Raw genomic sequence first — 18,847 nt, 5'->3', positions numbered from 1 at the left:
TTGACCTCAGTCTTCTGTTTGAGAACCATTTTACCCTGCCTATTTGATGCATTGATCCTTCGAATCGCTAATCCTTTTTCGTAGCATTAGGTAAAATACTTAGCCCCTACAGTTATGAAACTACAAGCAAGACAACTCCTTTCTGCCGCTTTTCTGTTCACCTTATCATTTACTTCATTTTCCCAGACCCGGGAGCAGGGGCCATGGTGGCCACATCCGATCTGGGGCGCTGGTGACCAGGCGGGTGGCTCCAACTGGATTACCCCTGAAAAGGTGTTACAAGCGATGACGATGGTGAAGACAGGAAAGGTGTATGAACTGGGACAGCCCTATGAAAACGAGATGAGCATTCCTGACAATCGCAGCTACAACTTACTGATTCCTTCATTTCCGACTTATGGGCCCGAGGGGAGAAACGGGCAGGTGTTCAACGACGAGTATATTGCCGGATCTCTCGGTCAGGTAGGCACGCAGTTTGATGGCCCCGGGCATGTAGGCCAGCAGGTGAAAATGGCTGACGGCACTACCACAGAGGTTTTCTACAACGGCTATAGTACGGCAGAGATGAAGAACCCATTTGGGTTGCAGAAGCTGGGCGTTGAAAATGTAAAGCCAATTGTAACCCGTGGTGTACTTGTTGATATCGCCGGATTGAAAGGCGTGCCCACGCTGGCTGAAGGCTATGAGGTGTCGCTTGCCGACGTAAGAGCGGCTTTGAAAAAGCAGGGAATTCCTGAGGCATCGGTTGCTCCGGGAGATGCTCTTTTCTTCAATTTCGGATGGTCAAAGCACTGGGCTTCCGGGTACGCCATGAAGGGAAAACGTCCGTATGTAGGTCGGGAAGTGGTGGAGTGGATCATTACCAAAAAGCCCTGCATGGTGGGGTCGGACGGCATCATGGATGGCGATGAATTGATAGCCCACTCGGAGCTTACCATGAAGAATGGCATTTTCAACCTTGAGTGGATGACTTTTGAGGGTTTGCAGGCCGACAAAGCCTATGAGTTTCTTTTTGTATTTACCCCTATTCGGTTCAAAGGGGCGACCGGCTCACCCGGGAGGCCTATTGCCATCAGGTGAGCTGGCTGTGTTCGCCAACTAGTAAGTCCTCATCTTCAAACTGGCTGGCAGCTTTACCTTGACTTCAGTGTCTGTTTTGGTTAACAGCCCGGTCTTCTTGTCCCTTTTGAACACAACGATGTTGTTGCCAAACTGATTAGCGACAAGTAAAAAGTTGCCTGAAGGATCGATGACGAAGCTCCGAGGATGATCACCATAAGTAGATTCGTGACCAACCAATGTTAGTTGACCGCTCTTTTGGTCAATAGAAAAAATAGCAATGGTGTTCTCTTCGCTTACCCTGTTCGACACATAAAGAAACTTGCCGTCCGGCGAAGTATGTAAGTCAGCCCCACCATAAATGTCAAACTTCTTCGTGTAGGTAGACACTCTGCCAATGGGCGTCAGCTTTCCTTTGCTATAGGTGTAGCTTGAAACAGTGCCGCTTAGTTCTTCTACGCAGTAGGCAAACTTTCCATTGGGGTGGAACTCCAGGTGCCGGGGGCCGCTGCCTGGCGTTGTGGTCACTGTGAGTTCGTTGCTAAATGTAGCGGGCTGTGCGCTGCTTTTGTCAAATGCATAGGCGAGGATTTTGTCCGACCCCAAATCTGGCACGAAAAGGAAGTCGCCAGCCGGATCAAAAACTGCCGCATGCGTATGTGCATCGTCCTGCCTTCCTGGAATGGTGCTCTTGCCTTCAATGTCGAAATGCTGAGCAGCAGGCTTCAGGCTGCCATCGTTGTTTCGCTCGAAGATGGAAACGCCTCCATCGGTGTAGTTGGCACTGGCCACAAACCGGCCAGCAGGGTGCACCATGGCATAGGCAGGGTTTCGCCCTTCAACTGATTGCTTGTTGAGAAATGAAAGCTGCCCGTTGGCGGCGTTGAAACCATAGGCTGAAACGTTGCCAGGGGTTTCCAGCTGTGTTTCGGTGCAGGCATACACAAATTTGCCGTCAGGCGCCAGGGTGAGAAACGATGCGTTGACAATGTTTTCTACCTTACTGACCTCCTTTAAAGAACCGGTTCCACTGTCAAATTCAAACACATACATGCCTGTGCCGGGCACCTTTTCAGTGTAGCAGCCGACGAAGAGATAGGTTTTGTTCATTTTTTGGCTGACAGAAGGTTGGGAGAAAAAGAAAATGGATAGCAGGAAGAGGCTTAGGTATTTCATTATTGTCCGATTTTTAAATATTTCATCACAGCTTCGTCGTCCTTTAGGGCACCGGAAGGGCGTGGTGTTTTGTCTATGAAAACTTTAAGGTCATCTGCTGGCAAAATGGTGACAAAACTCTCGTTGTAGCCGTCGTCATAAGGAAGCTTGGCATAGTTAAGACCAAGGTGCTCAGCAAAGAAATTGTAAGCGACGATCCTCTTGGAAACGCCGTAGTCATGCTTTTCAGCAGCAAAATGTACGTTGTCGACAAGATGCTGAACTCCGTAGGCCTTGTAAACACTTTGCACGTAAGGAAACTCTACCAAAGGTGTGTTCTTCGTCCAGTCGGCACCGTCCGACACCATGAGCATGGGCCGGGGAGCGCACAAAGCAGCTACCTCGACATTGTTGGTTTGAAAGGTGGCCGTTTTATGAACGGGCATGCCGCTTTCGCAAACGCAGCCGCCAAAGAAATGGGCCGACACCTGCACCACGGGCACGGCCACTTTTATTCTGTCGTCGATTGCCGTGAGCATGAAGGTCTGGGTGCCGCCGCCAGACGCACCTGTCATGCCGATTTTATCTTTGTCCACGTCAGGCCGGGAGAGCAGATAGTCGAGCACCCGTTTGCTGTTCCACGTTTGCAGGGTCATGGCGATGGGCATTTTGTGCGTTACCTGTGTACTTTCTGTGTAGCCTACCATGTCGTACATGAACACAATGGCGCCCATTCTGGCAAGGGCGGCGCACCTTCGCTGCACGGGAACTGAAAATCTCGCATCAGGAAAATGGCCATGGGCGCTCAGAATAGCGGGGTACTTGTCAGCTTTTTCGAGCGGGCGGTAGAGGTTGCCAGTGATATAGAATCCCGGGAAACTTTGTATGGCAATATTCTCCACGATGTAGCCGTCCATTTCCCTGGTATTGGTGATAACGGTTTTGAAACCATCTTTTGGCACAGGCATCTTTTCCAGCTGTAGCCCGTCGATGATGTTTTTTCTGATCTGCGTGGCTCTCTTTTCCCAGGAAGCCTTGTCGGTCCATTGGGAGGCAAAATCTGCCATCTTGACTTTGGCTTCGTCTTCAGTCCAGTAGTGGCCCTGGCAGAGCATGGACTCCTGGGCAATAGCCGCTCCGGCGATGGTTAAACCGACGAATAGCAGTAGTAATGCTTTGGTGGTGGTGTGCATGGTAAAAGTAGGTGATGTCAACTACCGAAGATAGATAATAATTGAAACACAACCTGTCCCGGGAATCGTTTTGTTTCAGGCAATTCCTTGAACGGCTATTTGAAAAACAGGAAAGAATTTGGGTGACGCTGAATCAACATAGGAGAAGACCAATAGACAAAGAATCAGGAGTCGGACCATGTTAGTAGGTTGAGTGAAAGATAACGAAAAGCACGGGCAAATATTGAATTGAGAATAGCTGCTGGCTTAGGATCCTTTAGGCAAATTTGGCTTTTAGTTGTACTTTGACACTCGTAGCTCACTTAAAACCAAGAAGATGCAGTGTAAGCAAAGCCCGGGTATTACTCTACTGTTTTTGATAGTCTTGTCCACAAGTGCCTTTGGGCAGAAGGGAAAGAAAGACTTCCAAAATGAGATCAACCAAAAAACGGCCAGCATTGAGCCCAAGGTGATATCGTGGTATGAGGATATTCACGAAAACCCTGAACTCAGCAACCGGGAGTTTCGTACGGCCATGCTTGTGGCCAAACACCTTGAGAGGCTGGACATCGAAGTGACGACCGGTATTGCCCACACAGGCGTGGTGGGTGTGTTGAAAGGTGGGCTGCCAGGACCGGTTATTGCTATCAGGGCTGATATGGATGCTTTGCCGGTAGTGGAGGAGGCGGATCTGCCGTTTGCTTCGAAAGTGCGGACGACTTACAACGACCAGGAGGTAGGCGTGATGCACGCCTGCGGGCACGATGCTCATGTAGCCTGCCTCATGGGTGCGGCGGAGGTGCTGGCCGGTATGCGCAAACAGCTGAAAGGTACAATCCTCTTTATTTTTCAACCTGCTGAAGAGGGAGCTCCGGCAGGAGAGGAGGGCGGCGCTGAGCTGATGGTACAGGAAGGCATTTTTAACAACCTACAGCCGGAAGCTGTCTTTGCGCTCCATACCGATGGGCGGTTTGATGCCGGCACCCTGGCGGTGCGCCCATATGGCATGTGTGCCGGGGCTGATCAATTAGAGATTATCGTAAAGGGCAAACAGTCGCACGGTGCGTTTCCCTGGCTGGGCAACGACCCCATCGTTGTAGCTTCGCAGATTGTGGTTGGCTTGCAGGTAATACCGAGCCGACAGCTGGATATGACAAAGGCATTATCGCTTGTGACCATTGGAAGTATACATGGCGGTGTTCGTGGCAATATCATACCCAACGAAGTGCGCATGCTGGGCACTATCCGCACCTTTGATACCGACATTCGGGAAGACTTCCATAGACGAATCCGTCAAACAGCCCAGAGCATTGCGGAGGCTTCTGGGGCCACTGCGGAGGTCATCATTTCTGGCAGCAATCCTGTAACTTTCAACGACCCTGAACTACTGACAAAAATGACGCCCACACTTTTGAAAGTAACCGGCGAAGGCAATCTGATCACGCCGTCCGTGGAAATGGGAGCAGAAGATTTTCCCTTTCTGACGCAAAATGCCAAAGGGCTGTACTTTTACCTGGGGGTGCGAACGCCGGGAAAAGAGATCGAGTCACAGCATTCACCTACCTACTATGTGGATGAATCTTCGCTACAGTTGGGAGTAAGAGCCCTCAGCAGTTTGGCGATTGACTATTTGAATGGGAGGTGAGGGGGCTTATCAGCCCTTCTCCTTAATAGGCCTGTAGATCCAAAGTTTGCCCTTGGCCAGGTTGTTTAGGTTGAGGTTGCTAACGCCCACCTTCTTGCCCCACTGCCCCGTGTTCTGATGAGCGATCTCATAATTCAGCGGGCCGTTTACCTTGTACACTACAGCGGTGTGCTGCCCCATGGTTTCTTTGTAAGTGGTGTTGCCGTCTTTCCAGGCGAGTTCTACATTTTCAAACTGGATCAGGTCACCTGGTAGCACCTCCTCTTTCTTGTAATTCAACTCACGACCGTAGATGGTCACGGTTTTCATGCTGCTGCGGTCGAAGTAGGCACCGGAGTAGGCCAGCGCACCAGCCGCCAAATCCCAGCATTCGCCTCTGTCTACCTTTTTGCCCATCACCGAGTCGAGGTAAGTAATAATTTTAGCATTAAGCTCTGGCAGCTCTGCTTTGAAAGTAAAGGAACTAAGCAGAAGGAGTAGGGCTAGCTTTTTCATAGTTGGTTTGTTTTTGGATGCTCTGTGAAAGATACGCAAAAAGTAGAATTCTGGTTCGGAGCAATGGCAAGAAAAACGATTTGGGCCAAGGTCGCACTGCCGAAAGCCGATGATGCCTTTCGATAGATTCGATGTGCCAGAGACGGCTTCCCCACTTTCAATACAATTAAAAATCTTGTAGCTTCGCTCCGTGTAGAAGTGACAAGAGCCTGACTGATGAGTTTTACCTGTACCTTAGCTATTATATTAAGGCCTTATGATCAGGCGACTCAACCAACCCACCACCTATCGCTGGACATTTGCTATTGTAGCCCTGTGGCCCCTTTTGTTTGGGGGTAATTTGCAGGCACAAAAGAAAATTACCATCGACACACGCTTCAATACTGGCTCTTCCAACAGAGAGGAGATCAAGGTGTTTGACAATGCAGAGGAATCGGAAAAAGCGCTGGAGTGGATAATTACGCAAGCGGCACTCACACCAAACTTTACCAGCAAAGCAGCCGACGTTGGCCGTGCCGAAGCTGTGCTGGCAGGCTCCGATCGCTACATTTTTTACAACCAAAGCTGGCTCCGCAATATTCATTCAACCAACAAGACCGACTGGTCAAAAGTGATGGCTATTGCCCACGAAATGGGGCACCACCTCAACGGGCACACGCTATTGGGAACGGGAAGCTACCATGCCATCGAGCTGGAAGCCGACAAATTCTCGGGCGCTGTGTTGTATAAAATGGGGGCGTCCAGTCAGGAAGCAGAGGAGGCGATGGAAGCATTCGCACGGAATTATATCAGCGAGAAGTATCCGCCCAAAGCAGATAGACTGGAGGCTGTTTCCCAGGGCTGGCTGGAAGCGAGAACCAAAGAAAATTCAACGCCTGAGAAAAGCGAATCTACAGGCACTCCCGAATTGACCATTCAAAGTGCAATTGTGAGTGTTTTTGAACCAAACAGGGAAGGTTCTCATGTAGGCAATATTGGGAAAGGTTCGACGATAAATTTTGCTTTTCAAGCAGACGGGCTATACGGCGGAGACCTTTTGATATGGGTGGAACAAAAGAAAAACGGGAAATACGAAAAGCTCAGGGACCAAAACCATATTTTTGGCGATGATGCCGGGGATGTTTTTTTTGTGAAGGAATACATTGAGCCGGTGTATGCAGGCACAACATATGAGGTGAGCTACTCCCTTCCTTTTAAGGAACTTCACCTTTCGAACGGAACCCATGAATTAAGAATCAATGCCAAATATTGCAAAGGCTTTAAGTGCATTGACTTTCCGTACGGTTATTTCACGCTGGTTGTTAAGAATGAGAAGTGGGGCAAATGGTACAAAGAATTAATCGTTGAACAGGAGGAGGTTGCTGCCAGGCAGTAGTTCGGGTGTGTTTAGTCAGCTATTTGAAATTTTAAGGATCCAAGCGAGATGCTTGAATCAGTGGGGGTCCAAGCGAGACGCTTGAACCAGAAGCCTCACCTCCCCTTCGCAAAATAATCGTCTACCGTTTTGGCCAGGTCAGCCGACGGCACATTAGCCGCCACAATTTTCCCCTTGCTGTCGACGAGGTAGTAGGTGGGCAACACCTCAATCGCATACTTTTTGTAAAGGTCGTAGTCGTCGGCGTCGTACACATGCAGCCAGGGCACGTTGAACTTGGCCATCGACTTTTCCCATTTGTCGGCCGACTTGTCGTAGCTCACACCCACAATCTGCAGCTGCTCACGACTGTACTTGCTGTAAAGCGGATTGAGAATGGTTTCAATAGTGTGCAGGCAGGGTTTGCACCAGCCGGCCCAGAAGTCGAGCAGGATAAGGTCACTTTTGATGCCTGAGAGCTCCAGCATGCTGCCATCGGCGGCTACCTGCTGAAAGCCCGGAGCCAGGTCACCCACTTTGGGTTTGGTTTGGGCCTGCGAGTGGCCAGCTAAAAATAGGAGGGCTAGTGCCAGTAAAATCCTCATTGTTTACAGTTTAGTTGGAAAAATAGACGAGCAAAGATGGCAAAGGTTGCCTATTTTACCTAGCGGAGCAATGTCGCCGGAACTATGTTTGTCTATTTTGGATGGTTTGTTTCGTTAATTTGCCCCCTGTATAGTTGTCTTGACTTACACGCATCAAAAACTCTCGCCCATGATACGCCATACTGTTGTGCTAAAACTGAAATACCCCAAAGGCTCGCCTGAAGAGAAAGAATTCCTCGCTGCTGCCGCCAAGTTGTCCTCCCTGCCGGGGGTTCACAAGTTTGAGTCGTTGCGCCAAACAGGGAAGAAGAACGACTTTGACTATGGGCTGTCGATGGAGTTTGATAACATGGAGGCGTATGAAGGCTACAACCAGCACCCTGACCATATCAGGTTTGTGCAGACCTACTGGGCAAAGTATGTAGAGAAATTCCTTGAGATCGACTACGAGCCCATTTGAGGGAGTGCGTGGCAATGGTCAACCATGCGGTTAGCGTGAGGGCAGGTTGTTGTATCGCTTAATAAGTGCATTGAGCTCTTTCACGGTTTTGCTGAAAGGCTCGGCGCCTTTTTTCACCACGTGGTAGGCTGCAATGTGCTCGCACAATTCGTAGTAGGCCGTTATTGCTTCCAGGCGCTTGGTGCGCAGTGCGTCGGGCGACGGCGCAGGGGCTTCGCCGGTGCGGGTTTGGTACTGCTCGTCAAAGGCGTCGTTGTCGGCCTCCAGGGCCTTGGCCCAGTCTTCCAGCTTCAGGGCTGTCACGGCCACTTTCAATGCAGGCTTGGTTTCCCAGTCTCTCAGTATGCTCCTGATAGAGGCTGTTTCGCTGTCGTAGTTTTCCCGGGCAATGGCCTCGCCGCCGTAGTCTTCCAAGTGCATGTGCAGCTTTTCGGCGTGGCGAACGGTGCTCTCATCGAAGTGGTAGGTGAGGGCGTTCACGTAGGTGATAATGCCGGTAATGGCCCTGTCACGGCGCATATCGAGCATAGCCAGCTTTTCGGCCATCTTAAACCCCTCCCTGGCTTGAAACATCTCATCCGCCTGGCCCATGATTGCCCGTAGCTTTTCCTCCTGCTTCTGCACCTTCAGCGTGGCCGGATCATTTTTGGCTGCTATGTCCAGCACTTCATTCATGAACTTCGAAAAATCGCTGTTGGGCAACGAGTTGATGTGAACTTTGTCAATCATAGGTAGTCGAAACAATAGCTGATCGATAAATATACACAATGGCTTCTTATTTGCCGAAAGGGGGGCGACGATAGGGTAAAACTCACCCAACCACCAAAGCCTCCATACCAGGCCGTCACTTCGCAATGTAGCGGAGCGGAGTGAGAGATCCCCCAGACCTACAGACCATCTCATAATACCTCCTGCCATTACCCGGGGGATGCCGTTCCGGCGTCGGGTTCCAAGTCGGCTCGCCCCTTTGTCGCCATCGACATGACGTTGGCGTGGAAAGGGTGGCTGTGCTCAGGCTATTCAGTCATTTCCGTTAAAGTACCGTATTTGCCGAAGGCGATCATCGATGAATACGAGAATGATTTGTTCGCTGGTAGATTTGTCTCGATGGATGCTGAACCAGGATCGTGTGATTTCATTATTGGCAGCATCAAGGGACGTCTCCAAATCGCCAAATGATATACCCTCTATCTTTCTAAGAGAGTCGACATGAATTGAGTTCAAGGTTAAGCCCTGATAGGTTACGTCTATCTTGTCGAGATCGAGAAAATCAAAGTAAACCAGTGAATCGAAATAAGTGAACCTTCCTCCATTTACATAGAGCATGGTAATGGTGTCTCCGTCATTCATTTCGTCGATAAAGTAGCGGGTAGAATCAATGTGTCTGAACTTCTGATTAAATTCTTCCAAGCTAGAGTGACTGGTATAGCCATCGCCAATAACCAGCTCACTTATTTCGATGTATTTGATTGGCTGCGCTGCTTGTTTTGCGGCTATAATATCCGGTGTTGCTGTTATTTTTACAGGTTGCTGATGGAGCGTTTTTGCAGCGGTTTCCTTTTTTTCGTCGCAGGAAATAAGGAGTGGGATAAGACATAATAGTAGGAGATACCTCAAACTGACCATTTACAACTTCTTCGGATAGCTACCCCCCGCTAGTCCGAGCAGCCAGGCCCGCCAATAGCACTGAATGCTGGTGCGAGACTGTGTCTCGTATCATTAACGGTGCTCAGGCCTACCATAACCATGCCGCCTTACCGCCAAAGCTCCGATAACACGCCGTCATTTCGATCCGCCAGCTGCCGGAGAGAAATCCCCCGCTAGTCCGAGTAGCCAGGCCCGCCAATAGCACTGAATGCTGGTGCGAGACTGTGTCTCGTATCATTAACGGTGCTCAGGCCTGCCACAACCATGCCGCCTTACCGCCAAAGCTCCGATAACACGCCGTCATTTCGATCCGCCAGCTGGCGGAGAGAAATCCCCCCGACCTGGCAGTGTTTTTCAGAACGGCTCACTATCATCATCATGGAGATCCCGTTCCGGCGTCGGGTTCCACGTCGGCTCGCTCGTCCCTTCGACAAGCTCAGGGTGACTCGCAATCGGGATGACGTTGTTATGGTGAGGGTGGCTGTTCCCAGGTCAGCACCACCCGCCACCATCCGCTATCGACTTTCACCCAAACAAATTGTAAATTCACAGCAAGCCAACCAGGCATTGTAACACCTAACCCCTTTGCTCATGAGCCGAAAACTGACCATCATTTTCTTGTTGCTGTGCCTGCAGGGCACCGGTTATTCCCAGTCAGCAGGCGTAACGGCAACGCAGGAAGTATACAAGCGTATTGATTCCACTGCGCTTACTGTGGACATATTTACTCCGGCCGGGGCAAGTTCGTCTCCCCGGCAGGCCATTGTTTTTTTCCACGGAGGAGGCTGGGCGTTTGGTCATCCAAAGGAATTTCACGGGGCTTGCCGGCGATATGCCGAAAAAGGCTTTGTGACTTTCTCTTTTGAATACCGGCTGTCGATCAATGCCGACGAAAGTTGGCCAAATCCAAATATTACCCCGGTAGAGTGCGTGAAGGATGCCAGGTCGGCGGTGAGGTGGGTGAGGGAAAATGCAGAGCGACTCAACATCAACCCCGATATGATCGCCGTGGGCGGGCAATCGGTGGGTGGGCAGCTCACCCTCATGACCGCCCTGGCTGACACCATCAACGAGCCCAGCGATAACCTGGCCATCAGTCCCCGGCCTACCCTCATGTTGCTCTATTCGTCCACGGTGAACACCATGGAAGCCTGGTGCGACCTTATGCTGGGCGAAAAGCGCCACATGATCTGGGCCATTTCGCCCCGGCACAACATCAGGCCCGGTATGCCTCCCGCCATCGAGTTCCACGGGCTGGATGATACCACGGTCGACTTCTGGACGGTCAATATGTTTAAGCGGGAGACCGAAGCACAGGGCAACGAATTTGAGGTGGTGACCTACGAGGGCAGGAAGCATTACCTGGGTGAGGGCAATGAAAAGTATTCGACGCTATTCGACGAGGAAATTATGGAACGAACCGACCGGTTTTTGGCGAAGCATGGGTTTGTGGTGCGGTGAGTTGAGAGAAGACAGCATGTGCTCAGGCCGAGCTTCACGCATGCCGCCTAACAGCTAAAGCTTCCATAACACACCGTCATCTCGAAACGAAGTGAGAGATCCCCATGACCCACGGCCGAGCTTGTTATGCCTTCTGCAACTATCAAGGGGATCCCTCGCTCGTTCCTCGCAATCGGGATGACGATGGTGTGGTGGCGGCGGAGGTTGTGCAAGCGAGGGATGGCATCCTTCACACCCCCTTTCCGCATTTAGCCCCTCTCATTGTCGTGTTTACACTGCTGGAATGATGTGCTTCCTACGGATATTTGTTCTATCAACAAACGAAATTCCCTCAGAGTCTCTCGAAGAGGACTCTGAGAAATAGCGCTGACTCAGAGTCCCTTATCAGGAGACTCTGAGGGAAAAGATTTGCAAGGAGACTCTGAGGGAAAAAGTGAACAAACTCAAACAGCATGAGAAAAATAGTCGTTTTGTCAATGATCACATTGGATGGGGTGATGCAGGGACCCGGGGCACCTGGGGAAGACCCATCGGGCGGTTTCAAACACGGTGGCTGGGTGGCACCTTACGACGACGAGGTTTATGACGAGGTCGTGAAAAAGGAGCTGCAACCCGCCGACTACCTGCTGGGCCGGAAAACCTACGAGATTTGGGCAGCCTACTGGCCTCACCACGGAGAGTTTTGGCCGGGTATTAACGAGGGCATGAAGTATGTGCTTTCGAAGCGCCTCAACCAGTCGGATCCCATGGTGGCTGGCTGGAAAAACTCGGAGGTGGTCAAAGGCGTGGCCGACATCAAAAAAATCAAAGAGGGCAACGGCCGTGACATCCACGTTTGGGGTAGCAGTGAGCTCGTGCAGCTGCTCCTTGCACACGACCTGGTCGACGAACTCCGGCTCAAAATCCATCCGCTGATTCTTGGCAAAGGAAAAAAATTGTTTGACAATGGATCGATGCCTTCTGCATTTACGCTGACAGAAAGCATTGTCACACCCACCGGGGTGATCATCGCTGCTTACATGCGGGCCGGGAAAATAGGCACGGGTACCGTTGGCGAACGGTATGAGTTAAAAGATCCAACTGAAGGGTAAGCTTAGAGGTACGGGCAGCGGATTTGCTAGGGCTGGCTTTCAGGAAAAAGGGGCAAAGAACCGCAAGGACTTCTATTAAAGACGGCTTGCGGTTCTTAGCCAGTGCAAAGTCACGACAGGGATAGCTCCTCCTGATAGGGCTTAAGAAATTTAATATTCAGGCGATATTTATAAGGTTGATGAGCCGTTACCTTTATCGTATTGAGTATAATTACGACCTGGCTGTAGATAAACAAAGCTATCAGAATGGGGTAAATTCCAAAAAGAACCAAAGGAATGGCATATAGGGAAATGCTGAGTTGGTAGTTGATAACATCAACGGCATGTTTTCTAATGTCCTTTACTTCATCCCGCTTCAGAATCCAAAGCACAATGGGCGGGGCTATCAGTATCAATAAACCACTCAAATGTATAAGTGGCAGCCATTTGCTGGTGTCCTCTTTAGTCGCTCCGCCAAAGGAAGGTTCATTCATCGCCAGGGTTTCATATTCCACCCCCAAAGCTCCTGCAATTGATTGGAGCGTGTATGCACGTGGGTCAACTTCACCGCTTTCTATGCGCTGTATTGTCCTGACGCTGATGTCAGTCAATGAAGCCAGGTCTTCCTGGGTAATGCCCTTTTTCAGCCTTAGTTCTTTTATTAATTGTCCGGTTCTCATGAGTTTTTTTATTTCAAATTTGTGGGGTTTTAGGGCAACAGTGCCACTACAATTACCCGTCATTCACACGACAATTGTGATAATATACCTCATTTTAGGCTAATCTGCATATCAAGCGTTCTGAGAACCTCAGCCCATCGGATGGCGTTGACCCTCCTTATAGCCCAGAGCTATGGGGAGGCTGAAAGCTCCAAAAGCTCATCTACTCCGTAATTTCCGAAACTGTCACTTTTATATCCGTGTCGTCGTGCATGGAGATGCCGGGGTACACCGGGTACCATGAGCCACCAGCGTTGTTCCTGATCACCGACTTTTCGATGACGATGTTGCCGGTGTGGTTGTTGCTCACAAAGAAGATGGCTGCTCCGTAGGCATTCACCTCGTTGTTTTCAATCAGCGAGCCCAGCACTTTCAGGGTCATTTTGTTGCCGTCGTTGTAAATGGCACCGCCGCTGCCACCGCCCGGGGTTCCGCTTTGGGCGGGATTGCCTCCGTTGCCCACGGCCGTGTTATGAGAGAACAGGGAGTTGATGATCGTCCACGACACGCCAATGCTGCTGAGTGCTCCGCCGTTGGACCCGGAGTTACCGTAGCCCTCTTCGCCGCCAAACGTACTGTTCACTACATAAATTGGACGGTCTTCATATTGATCGAATGCACGGATGGCTCCGCCGCCAAGATCAGGACCGGTATCGGCACATACATTGTTGAAGAAGCGGCAGTTCACCACCTTGAGTTGTCCGCCACGAACCCAGAGGGCGCCGCCGCCGGTGTATTCCTTTTCGGAGGTAGAGTTGCCGTCGGCAAAAGTGATGTTTTGCAGGGTGAGTTTTGGGTACTGCTGATCCTGGCAGTGGGAGGTCGTCCAGGTCAGGCTTTGGTCACAGGTGTTCATATACAGGATTCTCCGTTTTCCGGCACCACTGAGGGTGATCAGCCCGCCGCCGTCGATCACCACCTCATCGCTGGCGTCGTTGTATATTTTGGCTGTTTCGGGCAGCGTGATGGTGATGGGGTCGGCACCGCAGTCGAAGACAATTTTGCCGCCTTTGGCAATGGCGTCGACTACCAGCTGTCCCGTGCAGCTTGCCGCTGTGCCGTCGCCAATCATCTGATCGGGATTGGTGACATCTTCGGTACCGGCTGCGCTGGGTATGGGGTATTTGCCATCGGGATTACCCGCCGCTGGCCCATCCTCTGGGTTTTCCAGCGGATTGATGACTTTGGTGGGATTTTCGTCGTCTTTGCAGCCGCTCTGAGCGAGGGCAAGGCAGGTGAGTGCAACTAAACACCGGATAGAAAGGAAGGATCTGAGATATCTGGTCATAGAAAATGGATACTAGCTGGTTGTTAAAGGTAAGCAGAACACGAATAAACTTATATTTTGCGGCTCATTTTAAAAACGGTTTGCAGCACTTTTTCCCACCTTTCGCCAGAAGGTTGAAAGAAAGATCACATGCTGTCAGCTTTTGGCTACGGCGAATAATGCATTTTTTGATATCAATAGGAGGGTTCATCCTTAACTTCCCGTTGTATTAGTGTGAATAAGCATTTCCTTATAAAACCAACTATGAAAAAACTACTACTCATTGCAGCCATCATCTCGCCTTTTTGCTCATTTGGCCAGCAGTTTGACTATTATGGTCCTGCACCATTTTCTGAAGTGCTGAACCAAAGCTTCTCACAGAATTGGACACCACAAGCCGTATCGGCCGTGCAAAACAGGGCCTACCTGGTGGTAATGGATGAGTCGAAAGAGCATGTTGTCATGCTGGGTGCAGATGATGTGTACACGCTCAGTCTGGCAGATGTCAACAGCTTCCATGGGTCATCGGCTACCTATGGATCGCTATTGCGGGGGATATTCCAGGCTGTTGATATCAATACCCACGAAAACAACGGGCAAACGCCGCTGGCAGGCCAGTACCGGCTCAATCCTTTTCTTCATAGCTATTACAGTATCGACGCCGATTCTGAGGGAAAGGCAGTATGCGCAGATGCTGGCACCTTGCAGATTGAAGAGTCGGCAGAGAAGGGTTACGTAGTAGTCACATTTACGGGAAATACTACTGCTGCCAAAATCAAAGCTGTTAATCAGTGGGAGTACAATGCTGCGCAGGGCGGTTTGGCGGCCGTGACTGGTTGGACGGAAAAATGGCTTCAGATCAATAGTGGCGCACTGGTGTGGGCAGCAGATGAAGGAAGTGCCTCCAGCTTTTTTATAGCCGACGCCAACGATGTGATCGACCTAGAGATTGCGGACGGGTCGGATTTCAATCCCCTGAGTGTAAGTTATCAACCGAACGCCACAGCGGAGCTCCCCGACAATGTGTTCCTGATTGATGATACCAGGCTGCCTACTGACTTGTCGGAAAGAGTGGATGAAAAATACCAGGCGCAGTTTGGAAATACGCCCGATGCCGCCCATGCTGCTGAGACTCAGCTGGATGAAATAGAAACCACGCTCACCAACAACGGGGCGTCGTTGCGCTACCCAAAGGCCTTCTATCTGGCCTTGAGGGAAAACATGCTCTCACAAAAAATAGCCAGTTACGACATCTACGGTGCCCGCCTGGGATACAACAATATCCTGAATGTGTATTTCACCAATGCGCTGGACAACAACAATGTGCCACATCCCTTTATGGTAGTGGTGTCTTTTGCGGTATCTAGTCGGCCCAATATGCTGATCGATGTCAATCGTCCTCCCGGGGCTGATCCGGGAGTAGGCTATGCAGAGTCTACAGTGACCCGCCACGGAAAATTGGGTGACTTCGTGCTCAAAATTCCACTCAAAGACTACGGTCTCGTCGACGATGTGCTGGACAACGACCTTGGGCCGTACGGAGATTTGGCGTCGGCCTTTGACAGCGACCAGGGCACCACTACCGAAAAGAACGTTTATAACTACGTTGGCCTGGCTTCAGTTGGGCTTGCAGTGGATGGCGTGACTATTTATCCCGCAATGAATAACAATATTCGTTTTACAGTGGAAGACGGAGAGATCACCCAGTCAGGTATTCATGTCGGTGGGGGACTGGAGTTGCACTACCATGCAGATGGCCATGCCTATAACAGGAATGGGATCAATCTATATAACGGCGCTGATTATGAAGGGCATGACCATCCGCCGGTCATTGGTATAGCCTACGATGGCGTTGCCCTGTTTGGCCGATATGAGGAGGATTATCCATTCATGGTGGGGAACAGTGTGGCTTTGGATGCATTTGGCGGCCACGACCATGGCGATGATTTTGGGTATCATTATCACGCACATACCCGGGAAGAGCAAAGCTCAGCTAACCCTGGTGTGACCTTTGAAGAGCATTTTCTGCTCGTCGGCGCCTGGAAAGGAAATATCAACAGCATTCCCGGTTTCGACGAAGGCAAAATGAACCAGTTCAACGATGCGTCTATTGCCAGGTATGCCGGTGCTCCCTATGAAATGGGAGAGGTATTGTCGGTAGCGGAAGTAAGAGCGGAACAACTATACCCCAACCCCACCACGGGCCAGCTCAACATCCTTACCGGGCAGGCTTACAGGCTGGCTTTGTATGACATGGCAGGCAGGCTTCGCTGGATAGGGGGAACCAACGGCGACGTAACAAGCCTGGAACTGGGGCACATGGAGAAAGGCACTTATGTGTTGAAGGGATTCAATCATGCGACATCATTTGTTCGCAAGGTCATTATTGAATGATCGTTCGGTAGCATTGTATGTGTTGTCCCTGTGAAGGTGCTTTCTGCAACGGAAGCGATTGTTACTCCATTATTCGGCACTTTTTAAAACAAGTTGTCCACCTCCCAATATTTCTCCTTCATCAGGCTCAGGGCAAAGGCTGCTGCGGCTGCGCTAAACACCGAGTAGTCAAGCGGGCCTTTGATGCCGGTGGAAAGCGCCATCGACAGGCCAAACGCCAACAGGAGGTAGCCGCTCAGTTTGGCGAACAGCTCAGTTTTGAAGCCAATCAAAAGAAAAAAAGCAAACACTACCTCGGCCGCAGTGGCAATGCCCGCCAGTGCCGGTACAACCGACGCAGGAGCCCAGGGGTTGATGACCGCAGTGTAGGCCACGAAGCTGTCCCAGTTTCCCCATGCGGAGACTTCAACAGGCCACCAGCCGAACCGGTCGGCCACGGCAGACAAAAATCCGGCGGCAAGGGCCAGACGAAGGAAGAGTTTGATGACGGCGTTGTTCATTTTGCTCATTTAGATGTTGAGCGTCAAAGATAGGGGTTGGAGCAATAGTGTTTTCATGCAAATGGCTTAAAGATGATAGCACTCAAAACATAGAAAAAATCTCAGCGAGGGTTACGACTTTACGTGGAATTATATTATCTGTCACTATTGTAGTGAGCGATGCAATCGCTCTTCTCGGAGACCATCGTTGCAAACGATGGTCATATTTCAGACATATATGGTAAAGTCTGAAAGCAAACAAAGCCACCGGAAAGGTAGCTTTGTTTGCTCATGGTTGTTTGCTTATGTTACAGCCTCCCGCTGTTCAACCCCGGCACGATATACTGGAAGCCCAGCACCGGATTGAAGTTGCGTTTCAGGTAAGGGTTGCCTTCGAGCCATCCCGCCGTTTTGCCGGTTACGTCGAGTGTAAGCGCCAGGCGGTCGGCCACAGCGTAGGCCACGCCCCATTTGATGGCGCCACCCCAGCTGGCTTTGCTGCCGAAGAAGCTGTCTGGTTGCTTCCATAATTTCACTGTGCACGACATGCTGAGTCCTTGCAGTGCATCGATGGGCCGCTGGTAAACGCCCGCCTCCACGCCGTAGTGGGCATGTTTGTAGTTAGCAAAGCGATTCACACCCAAAAAGTAGCCATCGCCTTTGTAGGTGAAGGGCATATTGAGCGAGATGCTGTTGCCAAAGTGGGTAGGAGAGTATTGAACAAAGGGAAGAATTGTCAGCTCCTCATTGATCCGGATCCGATTGACCAGTATGATCGCCGGATTTAAAAAATTGAGGAGCGACAATCGCTTCTGTTTCACCAGGTATTTCTGCGCCTCTTCCGACAGATCGTGGAAGCCAATGCGGCGGTTTTCGCCCTCGCCGTTAGGGAAGTCGTCACGGTCGTAGTACGATGCATTGGGGTTAAACATGTCGTAGGCCCAGGCGGTAAGGTCGGCACCGGCGAAGTCCCGCTGCGATGCCTCTTTGTGTTCAAACTTAGGCGCTATCACCTTTACTGAGTCGGAATGGGTGCTGGTGGCAAAGCGGAAGTAGTTCCACACATAGTGGGCGTTGTAGAGGTACAGGGGAGCTTTGTAGAAGCTGCGCTCATTGTAGAAGTCGTTCATCACGCTGGTTTTGGTAAGCTGCGTTTCGTATTGCACACCCGCCGTGTAGGCGTAGAGCAGGGCGTTGTTGTCGGTAGCCTTCAGGTTGGCGAGGTCTTCGTCCGACGGGCCATACACGGTGCCGTCCCAGCGGTGGAAAATCCAGTTGCCGTTTTTGCTGGCGATGCCCTTAGTGCCAAGCACGGAGCGGTGGTATTCTTCATGCCCCCATACGCCAAGCGGCAGGGGCAGCTCACTGCCATACTTGCTGAAGAGCAGTCCGGTGGCATAGCTGAAACCAGTCTGCGTCCATTTTTTGTCGAACAGCGAATTGCTAGCGGCGTCAATACCCCAGAAGCTCACGTCGTACACATCGGCGCTCCATTGAAGGGACTGATGCATGGAAGGGTAGTTCTGCGGAAGCTGGGTGTTTTGAGGCAAGTCGAGCAGCGGCACCGACAGTGAGAGCTTTGTTTGTGCTTGTGACACTGTAGCCCAGCCGAGGAGAATCAGCCCCATGAGTACATTCTTTTTCATAATGGTTTTGAGTTTTTTGACTGGCTGATATACGGAGGGAGTTGATAGCTGATCGTCCGAATTGATCAATCCGGACGAATTGAGACGTGTATTTTATCATTCGTCATTGCGAGGATACTCAGATGAGTTTGAATTGTGTGTACCACATACTAAGTGACGAAGCAAACTTGTTTATTTCGAAGCGTAAATTCCTATGAGCAGGATTGCTTCGTCGCTTCA

18 protein-coding genes are annotated in these 18,847 nt (G+C 50.8%); 8 read left to right on the top strand and 10 right to left on the bottom strand.

Annotation, left to right across the window (positions count from 1 at the left end; translation table 11 throughout):
* Positions 1 to 114: 114 nt before the first annotated feature.
* Positions 115 to 1,080: a cyclase family protein gene (locus RT717_RS15250; RefSeq protein WP_317487246.1), complete on the top strand. Its 966-nt coding sequence runs from the start codon at positions 115 to 117 to the stop codon at positions 1,078 to 1,080.
* 18 nt (positions 1,081 to 1,098) lie between these two features.
* On the opposite strand, the gene RT717_RS15245 is transcribed toward RT717_RS15250, so the two are convergent.
* Together RT717_RS15245 and RT717_RS15240 are read right to left on the bottom strand one after the other, a co-directional pair.
* Positions 1,099 to 2,235 (bottom strand): lactonase family protein, encoded by a 1,137-nt coding sequence (locus tag RT717_RS15245; RefSeq protein WP_317487245.1) that lies wholly within the window; start codon positions 2,233 to 2,235, stop codon positions 1,099 to 1,101.
* On the bottom strand, positions 2,235 to 3,407 hold the full coding sequence (locus tag RT717_RS15240) for an alpha/beta hydrolase family protein (protein ID WP_317487244.1): 1,173 nt from the start codon (positions 3,405 to 3,407) through the stop codon (positions 2,235 to 2,237). Before RT717_RS15240 ends, RT717_RS15245 begins: the two co-directional genes overlap by 1 nt.
* Before the next feature lie 316 nt (positions 3,408 to 3,723).
* Between RT717_RS15240 and RT717_RS15235 the strand changes: the two genes are divergently transcribed.
* Complete coding sequence (locus RT717_RS15235) at positions 3,724 to 5,031, top strand: amidohydrolase (RefSeq protein WP_317487243.1); 1,308 nt, start codon at positions 3,724 to 3,726, stop codon at positions 5,029 to 5,031.
* A 9-nt stretch (positions 5,032 to 5,040) separates the two neighbouring features.
* Here the strand turns inward: RT717_RS15235 and RT717_RS15230 are convergent, their stop codons facing one another.
* Positions 5,041 to 5,526: a hypothetical protein gene (locus RT717_RS15230; protein WP_317487242.1), complete on the bottom strand. Its 486-nt coding sequence runs from the start codon at positions 5,524 to 5,526 to the stop codon at positions 5,041 to 5,043.
* Positions 5,527 to 5,782: 256 nt separating this feature from the next.
* On the opposite strand from RT717_RS15230, the gene RT717_RS15225 reads away from it, so the two are divergent.
* Positions 5,783 to 6,901 carry a M48 family metalloprotease gene (locus RT717_RS15225; RefSeq protein WP_317487241.1) on the top strand — a complete coding sequence of 373 codons (1,119 nt, stop codon included), beginning with the start codon at positions 5,783 to 5,785 and terminating at the stop codon, positions 6,899 to 6,901.
* A 95-nt stretch (positions 6,902 to 6,996) separates the two neighbouring features.
* On the opposite strand, the gene RT717_RS15220 is transcribed toward RT717_RS15225, so the two are convergent.
* Positions 6,997 to 7,485: a TlpA family protein disulfide reductase gene (locus RT717_RS15220; protein ID WP_317487240.1), complete on the bottom strand. Its 489-nt coding sequence runs from the start codon at positions 7,483 to 7,485 to the stop codon at positions 6,997 to 6,999.
* 169 nt (positions 7,486 to 7,654) lie between these two features.
* Between RT717_RS15220 and RT717_RS15215 the strand changes: the two genes are divergently transcribed.
* Positions 7,655 to 7,945, top strand: coding sequence for a Dabb family protein (locus RT717_RS15215; RefSeq protein ID WP_317487239.1), 291 nt, complete (start codon positions 7,655 to 7,657; stop codon positions 7,943 to 7,945).
* 30 nt (positions 7,946 to 7,975) lie between these two features.
* Here RT717_RS15215 and RT717_RS15210 read toward each other — a convergent pair whose 3' ends face one another.
* Both RT717_RS15210 and RT717_RS15205 read right to left on the bottom strand, forming a co-directional pair.
* Entirely contained in the window at positions 7,976 to 8,863 is an 888-nt protein-coding gene (locus tag RT717_RS15210; RefSeq protein WP_317487238.1) for a DUF6261 family protein, read from the bottom strand.
* 102 nt (positions 8,864 to 8,965) lie between these two features.
* On the bottom strand, positions 8,966 to 9,562 hold the full coding sequence (locus tag RT717_RS15205) for a hypothetical protein (protein WP_317487237.1): 597 nt from the start codon (positions 9,560 to 9,562) through the stop codon (positions 8,966 to 8,968).
* Positions 9,563 to 9,856: 294 nt separating this feature from the next.
* Here RT717_RS15205 and RT717_RS15200 point away from each other — a divergent pair, with 294 nt between their 5' ends.
* The 3 genes from RT717_RS15200 (at position 9,857) to RT717_RS15190 (ending at position 12,144) form a co-directional block, all read left to right on the top strand.
* On the top strand, positions 9,857 to 10,165 hold the full coding sequence (locus RT717_RS15200) for a hypothetical protein (RefSeq protein ID WP_317487236.1): 309 nt from the start codon (positions 9,857 to 9,859) through the stop codon (positions 10,163 to 10,165).
* 18 nt (positions 10,166 to 10,183) lie between these two features.
* A complete protein-coding gene (locus RT717_RS15195; RefSeq protein WP_317487235.1) occupies positions 10,184 to 11,053 on the top strand; it encodes an alpha/beta hydrolase in 870 nt (289 codons plus the stop codon).
* 452 nt (positions 11,054 to 11,505) lie between these two features.
* Positions 11,506 to 12,144: a dihydrofolate reductase family protein gene (locus tag RT717_RS15190; protein WP_317487234.1), complete on the top strand. Its 639-nt coding sequence runs from the start codon at positions 11,506 to 11,508 to the stop codon at positions 12,142 to 12,144.
* A 110-nt stretch (positions 12,145 to 12,254) separates the two neighbouring features.
* On the opposite strand, the gene RT717_RS15185 is transcribed toward RT717_RS15190, so the two are convergent.
* Both RT717_RS15185 and RT717_RS15180 read right to left on the bottom strand, forming a co-directional pair.
* Positions 12,255 to 12,803: a helix-turn-helix domain-containing protein gene (locus RT717_RS15185; RefSeq protein ID WP_317487233.1), complete on the bottom strand. Its 549-nt coding sequence runs from the start codon at positions 12,801 to 12,803 to the stop codon at positions 12,255 to 12,257.
* A gap of 202 nt (positions 12,804 to 13,005) precedes the next feature.
* Positions 13,006 to 14,130: a hypothetical protein gene (locus RT717_RS15180; RefSeq protein WP_317487232.1), complete on the bottom strand. Its 1,125-nt coding sequence runs from the start codon at positions 14,128 to 14,130 to the stop codon at positions 13,006 to 13,008.
* 243 nt (positions 14,131 to 14,373) lie between these two features.
* On the opposite strand from RT717_RS15180, the gene RT717_RS15175 reads away from it, so the two are divergent.
* Complete coding sequence (locus tag RT717_RS15175) at positions 14,374 to 16,503, top strand: T9SS type A sorting domain-containing protein (RefSeq protein WP_317487231.1); 2,130 nt, start codon at positions 14,374 to 14,376, stop codon at positions 16,501 to 16,503.
* Between the two features lie 83 nt (positions 16,504 to 16,586).
* On the opposite strand, the gene RT717_RS15170 is transcribed toward RT717_RS15175, so the two are convergent.
* Together RT717_RS15170 and RT717_RS15165 are read right to left on the bottom strand one after the other, a co-directional pair.
* Positions 16,587 to 17,003: a DoxX family protein gene (locus RT717_RS15170; RefSeq protein WP_317487230.1), complete on the bottom strand. Its 417-nt coding sequence runs from the start codon at positions 17,001 to 17,003 to the stop codon at positions 16,587 to 16,589.
* A 287-nt stretch (positions 17,004 to 17,290) separates the two neighbouring features.
* The gene (locus tag RT717_RS15165) at positions 17,291 to 18,628 is read right to left on the bottom strand and encodes a hypothetical protein (RefSeq protein ID WP_317487229.1); all 1,338 of its coding nucleotides are present in this window, start codon (positions 18,626 to 18,628) and stop codon (positions 17,291 to 17,293) included.
* Positions 18,629 to 18,847: the final 219 nt, after the last annotated feature.

It is taken from the genome of Imperialibacter roseus (assembly GCF_032999765.1).
GTDB classification, from domain to species: Bacteria; Bacteroidota; Bacteroidia; order Cytophagales; family Cyclobacteriaceae; genus Imperialibacter; species Imperialibacter roseus.
This window is presented reverse-complemented; position numbering and strand designations above follow the sequence as displayed.